The sequence below is a fragment of the Pseudomonas sp. St290 genome, from assembly GCF_018325805.1.
Taxonomy (GTDB): domain Bacteria; phylum Pseudomonadota; class Gammaproteobacteria; order Pseudomonadales; family Pseudomonadaceae; genus Aquipseudomonas; species Aquipseudomonas bijieensis.
In genome coordinates, this window is the sequence record NZ_AP014703.1 from 3,094,525 (window position 1) to 3,106,961 (window position 12,437).

At 62.3% G+C, this 12,437-nt stretch carries 9 protein-coding genes and 2 pseudogenes; 9 read left to right on the forward strand and 2 right to left on the reverse strand.

The genetic code is table 11. From position 1 onward, the window contains the following. The first annotated feature begins 23 nt into the window (after positions 1–23). The 4 genes from PBDP_RS13645 to PBDP_RS13660 all read left to right on the forward strand — a co-directional run bounded on the left by PBDP_RS13645 (position 24) and on the right by PBDP_RS13660 (position 4,762). The gene (locus PBDP_RS13645) at positions 24–1,016 is read left to right on the forward strand and encodes a helix-turn-helix domain-containing protein (protein WP_109756096.1); all 993 of its coding nucleotides are present in this window, start codon (positions 24–26) and stop codon (positions 1,014–1,016) included. A 69-nt stretch (positions 1,017–1,085) separates the two neighbouring features. Further along, entirely contained in the window at positions 1,086–2,018 is a 933-nt protein-coding gene (locus PBDP_RS13650) for a SphA family protein (RefSeq protein ID WP_116832292.1), read from the forward strand. Positions 2,019–2,030: 12 nt separating this feature from the next. Continuing rightward, entirely contained in the window at positions 2,031–3,287 is a 1,257-nt protein-coding gene (locus PBDP_RS13655) for an MFS transporter (RefSeq protein WP_109756094.1), read from the forward strand. Positions 3,288–3,304: 17 nt separating this feature from the next. After that, complete coding sequence (locus PBDP_RS13660; protein ID WP_109756093.1) at positions 3,305–4,762, forward strand: amidase; 1,458 nt, start codon at positions 3,305–3,307, stop codon at positions 4,760–4,762. A gap of 147 nt (positions 4,763–4,909) precedes the next feature. On the opposite strand, the gene PBDP_RS13665 is transcribed toward PBDP_RS13660, so the two are convergent. Further along, positions 4,910–6,397, reverse strand: a complete 1,488-nt coding sequence (locus tag PBDP_RS13665) for an aldehyde dehydrogenase family protein (RefSeq protein WP_109756092.1) — start codon at positions 6,395–6,397, stop codon at positions 4,910–4,912. Between the two features lie 628 nt (positions 6,398–7,025). Here PBDP_RS13665 and PBDP_RS30290 point away from each other — a divergent pair. Next, positions 7,026–7,316: pseudogene (locus PBDP_RS30290) on the forward strand (PAS domain-containing protein); the annotation flags it as partial. Beyond that, a pseudogene (locus tag PBDP_RS30295) lies at positions 7,305–7,574 on the forward strand (methyl-accepting chemotaxis protein); the annotation flags it as partial. The pseudogenes PBDP_RS30290 and PBDP_RS30295, both read left to right, overlap by 12 nt. 42 nt (positions 7,575–7,616) lie before the next feature. Here the strand turns inward: PBDP_RS30295 and PBDP_RS13675 are convergent. Next, positions 7,617–8,945 carry an alginate export family protein gene (locus PBDP_RS13675; protein WP_212802395.1) on the reverse strand — a complete coding sequence of 443 codons (1,329 nt, stop codon included), beginning with the start codon at positions 8,943–8,945 and terminating at the stop codon, positions 7,617–7,619. A 292-nt stretch (positions 8,946–9,237) separates the two neighbouring features. On the opposite strand from PBDP_RS13675, the gene PBDP_RS13680 reads away from it, so the two are divergent. The 3 genes from PBDP_RS13680 to feaR all read left to right on the forward strand — a co-directional run bounded on the left by PBDP_RS13680 (position 9,238) and on the right by feaR (position 12,387). Next, positions 9,238–10,737 (forward strand): APC family permease, encoded by a 1,500-nt coding sequence (locus tag PBDP_RS13680; protein ID WP_212802396.1) that lies wholly within the window; start codon positions 9,238–9,240, stop codon positions 10,735–10,737. Next, entirely contained in the window at positions 10,682–11,302 is a 621-nt protein-coding gene (locus PBDP_RS13685) for a DUF3156 family protein (protein WP_162893824.1), read from the forward strand. Before PBDP_RS13680 ends, PBDP_RS13685 begins: the two co-directional genes overlap by 56 nt. 122 nt (positions 11,303–11,424) lie before the next feature. Further along, complete coding sequence (gene feaR / locus PBDP_RS13690) at positions 11,425–12,387, forward strand: transcriptional regulator FeaR (protein ID WP_163853821.1); 963 nt, start codon at positions 11,425–11,427, stop codon at positions 12,385–12,387. Positions 12,388–12,437 lie beyond the last annotated feature (50 nt).

The following is a 12,437-nucleotide window of genomic DNA, read 5'->3' on the forward strand; positions in this document are numbered from 1 at the left end:
TGGAATCATCAAAGGTCGGGTCAATGAACAACTCCAACATGGCGCTGCCAGCGGTTTCGTCGGACCTGTTGCCGACGCTGCCAATCAATCGGTTCCGCACCACAGACATCGACGAGCACGCCCGGAACATGGGGGGCTGGCAGGTCTGCTATGACCAATTGACCCCCGGACGCTTCGACGGTGAGTTGATCGAGTTCCGCTCGGACTGGATGCAACTGGTGCGCGACCGCTCTAATCAAGCCCTGACCAAGCGTGGCATGGCCTGGGAAGGCGCCATCACTTTCAGCGTGCCGCTGAGTGCGGACGGGCCGCTCTTTTGCTCCGGGCACCCGATTATCGAGCCCAGCCTGTTGGTCGCTCGCGGCCATAACCTGCCCGAGCTGCGCACGCCCCAGCATCTGGATCTGCTCGGTGTCACCGTCGACGAGCAGGCGTTGGAGCATGTGCTGGCGTGTCAAGGCAGTCACTTTCGAATTACCGATCTTCCCAAGTGTTACCGTCTTGGCAACTCGACGCTGCCGGCCGAGCTCGCGGCGTTGTTCGATGAGCTTGAAGGGGGCGAGCAGGGGCGAGACTCATTGCTGGGGTACGAGTCGATTCGCCGTGGCCTGCGTGACACGGTGATGTTGCACATACTGGAACTGGTGGCACCGGACGAGGCACCGCCGCTCAACCCCACGGCGCGCAAGCGCATGGTCGACCGTGCCCGGGAGTACGCCTTGGCCCATGTCGATGAGCCACTGTCGATCCTCGACCTGTGCAATCACATCGGTGCCAGCCGGCGCAAATTGCAGTATTGCTTCCAGGAAACCCTGGGTATCAATCCGGTGGCCTATTTGCGGGCGTTGCGCCTCAATGCCGTGCGCCGCGAACTGCGCAGCGGCCGCCACGCCCAGGGTGTACAGGAGGTGGCGGCACGCTGGGGGTTCTGGCACTTGAGCCGGTTTTCCAGCGACTATCGGGTGCTGTTCGGCGAGACACCTTCCCAAACCCTGCGCCGCACGCATCTGTGCTGAAAACGGATAACGGCTGACCGGCCGCCTCCCTAGGATGACCCCGACACCACATGGTTGGAGGGGCATTCGATGTACCAAAATAAAAAAACAAACGTCTGGCACTGTACGTGGTTAACCCTGGGGCTGATCGGTGCATGCGGTGCTGCCCATGGCACCGAAAACGGCGCGCCGACCACGGCGGTCGGGGTCTACGATTTCGGCGCGGGCATGATGCCGCCGGCCACGCCCTTTGGCACCGTCGGCCTGCGCACCGCGTTCTATTCGGCCAACGTGCAGAAGGATCGCCACGGCAAGTCCGTGGACAACAATTTCTCCCTGGATGTCTTGTCCATCGGCGTCGCCTACATGCGCATGACCGATTACACCGTGCTGGGCGCCAAGTATGGCTTCGGCGCCGTCGTGCCGTTCTTCCAGATGGACGCTTCGCTACAGGTGCAGACGCCTGTCGGCCCACTGAACCTGGAGGCCGATCCGTTTCGCATGGCCGACATGCAGGTGCTGCCGGTGATCCTGCAGTGGACACTGTCGCCGAACCTGTTCGTCAACGCCCAGTTCCAGATCCAGGCGCCCACAGGCGACTACGACAAGAATCGCTTGATCTCGCCGGGTCTGAACCACTGGACCTTCTCGCCGATCCTCAACGCCACTTATATCTCCGACAGCGGCTTCGAAGTGTCCTCAAGCTTTGAGGCCGACATCAACACGCGCAACCACGCCACCGACTACAAGAACGGTGTCGAGTACCGCCACGAGTTCGCCGTGGGCCAGCACGTCGGCCCATGGACCGTGGGCATGGGTGGCTATTACTACCGGCAATTCACCGACGACGATGCCCCGGGCCTGGAAACAGGCAATCGCGCCCGAGTGCTGGCTGTCGGGCCGGCGGTGAGCTACTTCAAGCCAGGTATGCCCCCAGTGTGGCTGCATGTCTACAAGGAGCTCGACGCGCGAAACCGCGCCGAGGGCTACACCACGGCGCTGCGTATTTCTCACAGTTTCTAAAAGGGGCTCGCCATGAACCAATCAAGTTCCGTTTCAACGGCGACCATCCTGTCTCGCCAGGCCAGTTGGCGTGAAGGACTGGTGCTGATGCTAGGCAGCAGTCTGACAATCATGGGTTCGGTGATGGTCGCGCCCGTCTTGCCCAGGTTGGGCGCAGAATTCGGGCCCCTGGAGCCACGCGCCGATCTGTTGGTGCCGTTGGCGGTCACCGGGCCGGCCCTGGCGATTGCCCTGTGCGCGCCATTGGCCGGCTGGCTGGCCGACAGGGTCGGGCGCAAGGCCTTGCTGGTGCTTGCGACGATTCTCTACGCCTTGCTCGGCGCGTTGCCGGCCATGCTCGATAGCCTGCCCTCGATTGTCGGTGTGCGGCTGTTGTTCGGTTGTACGGAGGCGGCGGTGATGACCTGTTGCGCGACGCTGATAGCGGACTATTGGCACGGTGAGGAGCGACTGCGCTACGTCAACCGGCAAGTGGTGACCATCGGCCTGGTGGGAGCGCTGTTTTTCGTAGTGGGAGGTGCGCTTGGAGAACACTCGTGGCGTGCGCCGTTCCTCCTGTACTTGCTGCCATTGTTGCTGGTGCCGGCAATGATGAAGGTGCTTTGGGAACCGCCGGTTTTGAAGCCGCAGGGGGGCGAGCCGCACGTCGAGGCGTCGGGGCCGGCCAAGGTCGCCTTGCCTCAACTGCTGGTCGGCTACCTGATGATCCTCGGTGGCATGGTCCTGACGTTCATCATGCCTATCCAGGCGCCGACGCTGTTGGTCAGCCTCGGCATCACCTCCAGCACGATGATCGGCCTGGCGGCGGGGCTGAGCCTGTTGGCGACCTTGGTCGGTTCGCTGACGTGGCCGTTGCTGCGCCGTCGCTTCGGCATCGCCGGTTGCAATGCGTTGTTGCTTGGCCTGATGGGCCTGGGGCTGTGGCTGTTGATGCGCGGGCAAAGCTATAACGAAGTGCTGGTGGCGGTGTTCATCCAAGGCCTGGGGGCCGGGCTGTTGGTGCCCAACGTGATGGCGCCGGTGATGAATGCGTTGACCGCCAGCACCCGCGGCCGGGGCCTGGGTGGGTTTACCTCGTGCCTGTATATCGGCCAGTTCGTCAGTCCGCTGGTGGTGGCCTTGGTGATTGTGTTCGCCGGTGACCTGCGTCACGCCATCCAGTGGCTGGCCCTGACCAGTTTTGCCTTGGCGCTGCTCTGGGTCGTTGCCGGCCTGCGCACACGCGGCCAAGGGCAAGCGACCACCGTCGGATCACATCAATCGTCGTGACATAAGGAACCTGAAACATGGGTACGCAAGACATTCACCACTTGATGGACAGTGAAGATGCCACGGCGCTGGCCGAATGGGTCAGGCGTGGCGAGGTCCGGCCAGGCGAACTGCTGGAGACTGCCATCGAGCGTCTGGAGCGAGTCGAGCCGCAGCTCAATGCGGTGGCCGAGCGCTTGTACGATTCGGCCCGGCAGACGGCGCGCACGCCACAGGTCGGTCAAGGCCTGCTGGCCGGTGTGCCGACCTTGATCAAAGACCTGTTTTCACCAGTTCATGGTGCGGCGATGACCAACGGTTCTCGCGCACTGGGCGACTTTCGTGCGGATTTCGAATCGGAAATCGTGACGCGTTTGCGGCGTGCCGGATGTCTGGTGATGGGCACCAGTACTTCGCCTGAGTTTGGCACTTCATACTCCACCGAGTCTGCGCGTTTTGGTGCCACACGCAACCCTTGGAGCACCGACCACAGCGCCGGTGGTTCCAGCGGTGGCGCGGCGGCACTGGTGGCGGCCCGGGTGGTGCCGTTCGCCCACGGCAACGACGGTGGCGGTTCATTGCGCGTGCCGGCGTCCTGCTGCGGTGTGTTCGGGTTCAAGCCCAGCCGTGGCTTGCTGCCGTCAGGACCAATAGTGGGCGAGGGCTGGGCGGGGATGGGCACACCTCATGCCATCACCCTGTCGGTGCGCGACAGTGCGGCGTTGCTGGATGCCACTGCTGGGATGGACCTGGGCGCGCCTTACGCCGCGCCGATCCAGGCGTTGCCGTATGCGATGGCAGTGCAGGCCGATCCCAAGCCGCTACGCATAGCCCTGGTCGAGCAGCTCGGTCCTTGGCCTACGTCACCACAGAGCCTTCAGGCGGTGGGCGAGGCCGCGCGGTTGTGCGAGTCGTTGGGGCATCGCGTCGAATCGGTGAGCCTGCCGGTGGGGCTGCTGGAATTTCTCGATCACGTGTTCACCATCATCGGCGCCAGCTCTCGTCACTATGTTGACCTGCTGGGCCAGATGCGTGGGTTTGCCGTGCAAGCCGAAGAGCTGGAGGTACGCACGCGGATTATCTTGCGGGACAAGGGCAACGTCAGCGGCGCCCAGTATGCCGCGGCGGTGGAGTGGATTCATGCCCTCGGCCGGCAGTTGGCGGTGTTCATGCAGGATTACGACGTGATCCTGACCCCGGTCCTGACTCGTGAGCCGGTGCCAATTGGCGAGCTGGATCTGCAGGACGTGTGCATGAGCCTGGATCAACTGATCGAGCGCTACCACAGTTATTCGCCGTTCACCGCGCTGTTCAATGCCAGCGGCCAGCCGGCGATGTCAGTGCCGTTGTCCTGGAGCGCCAATGGCCTGCCGATGGGCGCGCATTTTGCCGGTCGTTTCGGCGAGGAACACACGCTGCTGGCGCTGGCCGCGCAACTGGAGCGCGCCCAACCATGGCGCGGCCGAATCCCAACGGTCAACGCCTGCCGGCGGTAAAAGTGTGGGAGCGAGCCTGCTCGCGATGGCGTTGTGTCAGTCGGCATTAACATTGACTGATGCTCCGCTATCGCGAGCAGGCTCGCTCCCACAGAGGGATTTGGGATGGGTAGGGCCCTGGGGTATGGCTCCAGGGCCCTTTGTTGTTCAGTAGCGGATCATCACCGATTTCAGCTCGGTGTAGTCGTCGATGAATGCGCTGCCGAATTCACGGCCTATCCCGGAAGACTTGTTGCCGCCAAAAGGCACGGCTGGGTCGAGCAGGGTGTGCATGTTCACCCACACCGTGCCGGCTTCGATGGCGGGGACCATGCGCAGGGCCTTGCCCAGGTCGTTGGTCCAGAGGCTGGCGCTCAGGCCGTAGGGCGTGTCGTTCATCAGCTCCAGCAACTCCTCCTCTGTGTCGTAAGGGAAGAACGTGGCGATCGGGCCGAAGGTTTCTTCGTGGAGCAGGCTGTCGTCGCGGCGATTGGCGAGGATGATGGTTGGCTCGACGTAGCAACCCGGCCCATCGATCAGCTTGCCGCCGTGGACGATGGTGTTGTTCTGCGCGCGGGCCTTGGCGAAGAATTCCTCGAGCTTGCGTTGGTGCTGACGGTTGGTCACCGGGCCGAATTCGGTGCGTTCGTCCAGGGGTGAGCCGATAGTGAGTTTGCCCAGGCGCTGGGCTAGTTTGTCCATGATCGACTCGATCTGCGAGCGATGGACAAAGAACCGTTCCGCCGCCGCGCAGATCTGTCCCGAATGCAGAAATCCCGCCTCGATGATGCCGTTGACCGCGACCTCGGGGTCGATATCAGGCAGGAACCCCGCTGCATTCTTCCCACCCAGTTCCAGGGTCGTACGGGTCAACCCGGCGCCCATGGCCGCCTGGCCCACCGCCAGGCCGGTGGGTATGGAGCCGGTGAATGAAACCTTGTTGGTGCCCGGATGCTCGATCAGCCCCTTGCCCACCTGGCCGCCGCCGGTCAGCACATTCAGGGCACCGGCCGGCAGGCCAGCCTCGATGGCCAGTTCCGCGATGCGCAGGATGGTCAGCGGGGTGAACTCGCTGGGCTTGATGATGACACTGCAACCGGTCACCAGGGCTGAAGCCAGTTTCCAGATGGCGATCATGGTGGAGAAATTCCACGGCACGATACCGACCACCACCCCGACTGGTTCGCGCAAGGTGAACGCGGTGTAGCGTTCGCCTGTGAAGGAGGGCAACGATGGGGTGATCGTCTCGCCGTTGATCTTGGTCGCCCATCCAGCGTAATAGCGCAGGAAGTGGGCGGCCTGGTCGACTTCGAAGGCACGGGAGATGTGGATGATCTTCCCCGACTGGCAGGTTTCGATCTGCGCCAGCTCTTCGCGGTTGCGCTCCAACAGGTCCGCCAGCTTGAGCAGCACATGGCCGCGGACCGCCGGCGCGGTTTGAGACCACTGCTCGAAGCCGCGGCGGGACGATTGCACCGCCACATCGATATCGCCGGCAGTGGCGTCGCTGACCTGGGCGATGACCTGGCCGGTGGCAGGGTTGACGACGTTCAGTGTCTGGCTGCCCTGGCTTTCGACGTAGCCACCGTCGATGAACAGGGCGTGATGTCTATCGAGGAAGGCTTGAACCTGAGGCAGCAGGGCAATATCGCTCATGAGGGTTTCCTGATCGCGAACAAGGGAAAGCCCCGAGAGTAATACCGGCAGGGCTGTCCAGCTTGACTGTGCCTGCCGCGTCGTATGTCTGTGGCTGCCAGTCTGCGCGTTGGCAGCCAGGAGCAAGGCCCTGTGCAGGCAGGGACAAGCCAGCCTGGCCGGTTTGCGATCAGATCCAGGTTTCGACTTGATGGCATAGGGGCAGGCGATGTTTCTCCAGACCAACAAACAGAAACTGGCGTTGACCGTACAGGTGCAGCGCGTGCTGGCCGGCGAAATGGAAGGCACGCCGATGCTCGATGCATATCCGCAACTGCGGAACCTCCTTGAGCAGCACGCGCGGCAGATGGAGAACGTCGCTGCGCACCTGCGTCAGGCCGAAGCGCAGGTGGAGGCGCAAACCCTGCGATGGCAGCAAAGTGAGCACGAACTGCACTTAGTGCGCCAGCAGCTGGAGCAAGCCTGCGAGCGCGAGCAGGCGCTTGAAATTCGCTTGGACGAACTCGGCCAGCAGGTGCAGCGACAACGCCAGGACGCGCAGATCTGGGAGTTGCTGCAATCGACCCTGACTGAAGGCTGCTGGGATATCACGGTCGTCAACGGTGATCTCCAGCACCCGGCCAGTGGCATGCGTTTTTCCAGTCAGTTCCGTTCACTGCTGGGTTACGGGCCTGACGATTTGCACGACGGCTGGGATGCCCAGGTTGGCATCACCCACCCGGACGACCTGCCGAAGATCATGGCTGTCTTCGACCGGGAAATCCTCGGTCCCCAGGGCAGCGGCGAATACGTTTTCGAATACCGCATGCGCCACAAGAGCCGCGATTACATCTGGTGCCGTGAGCGGGGTCGGGCGGTACGCGACCCACACGGGCAACTGGTCCGGGTCATTGGTGCGGTACGTGATATCAGTGACGAGCGCTCGGCCCAGTCCACCCATCAGCGCATGCTCGAACAGAACCAGGTGACCTACGCCCAGATTGCCACGGTCGTGGGGGTAATCAAGGGCATCGCCGACCAGACCAATCTGCTCGCCTTGAATGCCGCGATTGAAGCCGCCAGGGCCGGTGAAGTCGGGCGCGGTTTTTCGGTGGTGGCCGATGAGGTGCGCAAGCTGGCGCAAAGTACCCGGCAGGCAACCCATCAGATCCAGACCATGTTGCATCAGCACAGACAGTAGACCGACCGGGAACTGCCGCTGGGGCAGTTCCCGACACGTTCAGAACGGAACCGCCACCACCAACTGGCTGTAGACGTTGGTGCCGTTGCCGCCTACCTGATTGCCACCGCTGCCCTCATCCTTTTCAGGCTTGTACAGGCCCAGCAGCGGCGTGACGATCAGGTGTTCATTCACCGCCCATTCCACGTACAGGTCCAGCTCCTGCGCGTCGAGGTTCAGCGCTTGGCGGGTGTGCAGGGTCTGGTAGTCGAAGAACAGCGCGCCAATGGTCACGGTTTCTGCTGGCTTGAGTTTGAGGCCGATGTGCTGGATGGCAGTGTTGCTGTTGAACGGGCCAGCATAGTTGCCCGCCACTTCACCCTGGAACCAGGTGCCATAGCCACGGTTCTGCCCGTTGAACATCGAGTCCCAGTCCTTGGAGTAGCGGCTGTAGCGATAAGTCAGGTCCGGCGTCCAGGGCAGGTCGGCGAAGGTGTAGCCGGCTTCGGCATACCAGGCTTTTTCCGGGCCCGCATCCTTGTCCTGCCAGGCGTACTCGAAGGCGAAGTGGGCATTTTCGATGCCGGCATTCCCGGCGCCGCGCAGGCTGTAGATGTCCATGCCTTCGCGCTGTTTCTGGAAGTCGCTGGCATAACGGTCATCGACATCGATGCCATGGATATAGGTCAGCCCCAGGGTGCCAGGCGCGGCGGTGTATTCCAGGGTGCTGGCGGTCATCTCGGTATTGGCCTGGGCAGGGTTGTCGGACTTGATCCACATCAGGCTGCCATGCACGCCGTCCTTGCCACCCAGGCGTACGACAGCGGTCTTGTCGAAGGCATGACGGGCTGCCAGGTAGTAGGCGCCGCCGCGGTTGAGCTCGCCATCGGCCACACCTTTGCCCAGGTTCAGGCCATCGTCGTTGATGATGAAACCGTCGCCCAGGGTGATCACTTGGCGACCGTAGGACAGGTCCATACCGTCCTTGCCCAATGCCGGGAACAGATCCCCCGAACGCCAGCCGGCAAAGGCTTCATCGAACTTGGTGGTGCGCTCGGAGCCGTCGCTCAGGCCGGCCGCATCGCCATCGCCCCAAGTGCCGGAGCTGACCAGATTGGCCGTGCCATAGACGCTACCCAGGTCGCCGAGTGTCTGGTCGATACTCAGGCCATACTTGATGAAGCCTTCGCGCCAGCTCGAACCGCCGGCGGTGCCGTCATAGTTCTTGCGGCTGTTGAACAGCCCGTAGACCGCCAGGAAGTTACCGGTGACGGTGGTGTCTTCGTCGGTGTAAAGCTCATAGGCCTGGGCCGATGAATCAGCGACCAGCAGGGCGATGCCCAGGCCGATGGCGTTGCGCAGCAAAGGCGGACGACGTGTGTGCTCCATGATGGATTCCCCAGTGTGATAGGACAGCAGAGAGGGCATTAAGGGGAGTGACACCTGGGGAAGTCTTTCACCTGCCTGCCAGGGAGTTGACCCAGGCCGCCAGCGTGGCGGTGTTGGCAGGCAGCAACAAAACCGGCGGCAGACATGGGCAAGACGCCCAGGGCGGGGGGGCGCAGAGTAATGCTGCACGCAACGCCGTTTCGATCAGGGACCGGTTGGGGAAGGCATGATCGCCGGTTCCTGGACGGCTGTGGCATCCATACTAAAAATCCGCTTTCGAGGATCTTGCACCATGTCGATCAATGACAGGCTCTCCGAGCACTTGAACCGGGGTTCGGTGGGTTTTCCCACTGCGTTGGCCAGCACCATTGGCCTGATCATGGCGAGCCCCGTGATTCTCACCGCGACCATGGGCTTTGGCATCGGCGGCAGCGCCTTTGCCGTGGCGATGCTGATCGCCGTGATAATGATGCTGGCCCAGGCGACGACGTTTGCCGAGGCGGCGTCGATTCTGCCCACCACCGGCTCGGTCTATGACTACATCAACTGTGGCATGGGACGCTTCTTCGCGATTACCGGTACCTTGTCGGCCTATCTGATTGTCCATGTGTTCGCCGGCACCGCCGAGACCATCCTGGCCGGTGTCATGGCCCTGGTGAATTTCGAACACCTCAACACCCTGGCCGAATCGGCAGGCGGCTCCTGGTTGCTGGGCGTGGGGTTCGTGGTGGTCTTTGGCGTGCTCAATGCGTTTGGCGTCAGCGCCTTTGGCCGGGCCGAAATCATCCTGACGTTCGGCATGTGGACCACCCTGATGGTGTTCGGCGTGTTGGGCCTGATCGCCGCACCAGCGGTGGAGCTGGAGGGCTGGTTCGGTGCATCCATGGTGGGCACCGATCTGGTCACGGTGTTGTCGTTGGTGGGCATGGCCATGTTCATGTTCGTCGGCTGTGAATTCGTCACGCCGCTGGCCCCGGACCTGCGTCACTCCGCCCGGACCATGCCCCGGGCCATGATGCTGGGCTTGTTCAGCGTCGCCACCTGCATGTTCATCTACGGTGCGGCGATGAAGCGCCAGGTGGAAAACGTGCTGCTCGATGCCACCAGCGGTGTGCATCTGCTGGACACCCCCATGGCGATTCCACGGTTCGCCGAACAGGTCATGGGCGATATCGGCCCGATGTGGCTGGGGATCGGCTTTCTGTTTGCCGGTGCGGCGACCATCAACACCCTGATGGCTGGCGTGCCGCGGATTCTCTATGGCATGGCGGTGGATGGCGCCTTGCCGAAGGTTTTCACGTATCTGCACCCGCGCTTCAAGACGCCGCTGCTGTGCATCCTGATGGCGATGCTGATTCCCTGCCTGCATGCGTTGTGGCTGGGTGGCAATACCGACAACATCATGCACCTGGTGCTGGCTGCGGTGTGTGCCTGGAGCTTTGCCTACCTGCTGGTGACCGTGTCGGTGGTCAGCCTGCGCATTCGTCGCCCTGATCTGCCGAGGGCCTATCGCTCGCCGTGGTTCCCGTTGCCACAAATCGTGTCCAGTGTCGGCATTGTCCTGGGCATGTGGTTCATCACACCGCCTGGCATGAACCCGGCGGACATCTACATTCCATTCGCGGTGATGCTCGGCGGCACCGCAGCGTATGCCTTGTTCTGGACCCTGGTGGTGCAGAAGGTCAATCCATTCAAGCCAGCGTCGGTGGAAGACGTACTGGCCAAGGAGTTTTCCCATGAGCCAGGGCAACCTGCGGACGAGTTTATCGAGCCTGCTGCAAAAACTGTCTGAGTTGTTCAGCCCCCAGCGCCCCCCGGCCGGTTATCGGCCCGGGGTAACCCTGGAGCACCTGCGACGCAACATCGCACTGGCGCGATTCGAAGTCACCGGCCCGGCGATGGCGACGGCTGTCAGCGACGATGGCAACCTGCAACTGGAGGTTGTCGAACGCACCGAATCGCAGTTGCTGATGCACCTGGTGATGACCGAGTTCGTGCTGCGCGTGCCTGCTTCCCGAGAGGGCACGGCACGCCTGGAATTGCACCACGGCGGGGCTGTCCGGCGCAGTGGTATTCGTTGTCGGCAGCGGGACGGGCACAGTGACCTGGCGACCAGAGTGCAGACGGCTGTGGAGAAGGACCCTGTGCTGTATCAAGCCCTTATGCCGCTGGATTTCAAACGGCTGCGCATTGACCTGCAGGGACACCAGTGGTGCGTGCGCCTGGAACACATGGGCGGTAGCGAAGTGGTCAATCGCATGCCGGCCTTTCGTCGCTATATCCCGTTGAGCCGCGAGCAGCGCAGCGTCTTGCTGGCGACCTTGAGCGGCCTGCAACGAGTGCTGGCAACGCTCTGATTCGATTCTCTGCCCTGGCATCATTCCTGCTACTGCTCTGGCGATCAGGTACTTGTTGCGTGCATATAGATAACATGTTAACTATTGCCGTACAAAAACAATAAGCCACTGCGGAGAACGCCATGAGCATGCAACAGGTTGGACAAGACGGTCTGGACGCCTGGAACCGGGATCTGCGGGCGACTTGCGGCCACTTCGATACCGAGCTGGCCTTCAATCGTGCGTTGTTCATTGGTGAAGTATCGAATGTCCATCGCGGTGGCCTTGCCCTCGCGAACCTGCGGACCAATGCCGGTAGCATCAAGCGTCACTCATCCAACGCCGATCACGATGATGACCAGGATTGCCTCCTGGTCAGCCAGCGCAGCGGCTACTGCCGCATTACTCAGAATGGCCGGAGTATTCAATTGGCGCCCGGTGAATTGTTGTTGATGGATTCCGTAGGGGCGCTTGAGATCAGCCCGTTCGGCCTGATCGAGCACGCGGTGCTGTCCTTGTCTCGCCAGAAAGTGTCGCGGCAACTGGGCGGGGAAACCAAGACCTTCGGCAAGGTGTCGTCCAGCAAGGCGTGCGGGCGGATGCTGCATGTGTTGATGGACCAGTTGTGCAAGGACACACCGGACGGTGATGGCGCGGCGGGCGAGGGTGAAGCCTTGCAGAGTGCCTTCGTTTCGCTGTTGGGCTCGGCCCTGGAACAGGGCAGCGATGCCCGTGACGAGGGCGTTGCGTTACAGGGCAGCCACTTGCGCAGCTATGTGCAGAAGGTCATCGACGAATCACTCAGCCAGCCCGGCCTCACCCCGGTGGGCCTGGCCAATCGGCTGAATATTTCGGTGCGGCATCTGTATCGTTTGTTCGAAGAGCAGGATGACAGCGTTTGCCGCTACATCCAGCGGGCCCGGCTCAAGCGCAGTGCCGATGACCTGACCAACCCGTTCCTGCGGGACGAGTCCATTACCTCGATCGCCTACAAGTGGGGCTTCACCGATTCGGCGCATTTCAGCCGTTCATTCAAGAAGCAGTTCGAGCTGTCGCCCAAGGAGTTTCGCTCCAGCCGTTTGCAGGTGGGGCAGGGGGTGGCTTGAGCGAGGTGGACGATCGCTATCGCGAGCCAGCTCGCTCCCACAGAGGGAGT

What these genes read in the sequence shown, in the direction of transcription:
- PBDP_RS13645 (WP_109756096.1), top strand. Translation starts at nt 24, where the DNA reads ATGAACAACTCCAACATGGCGCTGCCAGCGGTTTCGTCGGACCTGTTG.
- PBDP_RS13650 (WP_116832292.1), top strand. Translation starts at nt 1,086, where the DNA reads ATGTACCAAAATAAAAAAACAAACGTCTGGCACTGTACGTGGTTAACC.
- PBDP_RS13655 (WP_109756094.1), top strand. Translation starts at nt 2,031, where the DNA reads ATGAACCAATCAAGTTCCGTTTCAACGGCGACCATCCTGTCTCGCCAG.
- PBDP_RS13665 (WP_109756092.1), bottom strand. Translation starts at nt 6,397, where the DNA reads ATGAGCGATATTGCCCTGCTGCCTCAGGTTCAAGCCTTCCTCGATAGA.
- PBDP_RS13660 (WP_109756093.1), top strand. Translation starts at nt 3,305, where the DNA reads ATGGGTACGCAAGACATTCACCACTTGATGGACAGTGAAGATGCCACG.
- PBDP_RS13675 (WP_212802395.1), bottom strand. Translation starts at nt 8,945, where the DNA reads ATGGAGCACACACGTCGTCCGCCTTTGCTGCGCAACGCCATCGGCCTG.
- feaR (WP_163853821.1), top strand. Translation starts at nt 11,425, where the DNA reads ATGAGCATGCAACAGGTTGGACAAGACGGTCTGGACGCCTGGAACCGG.
- PBDP_RS13680 (WP_212802396.1), top strand. Translation starts at nt 9,238, where the DNA reads ATGTCGATCAATGACAGGCTCTCCGAGCACTTGAACCGGGGTTCGGTG.
- PBDP_RS13685 (WP_162893824.1), top strand. Translation starts at nt 10,682, where the DNA reads ATGAGCCAGGGCAACCTGCGGACGAGTTTATCGAGCCTGCTGCAAAAA.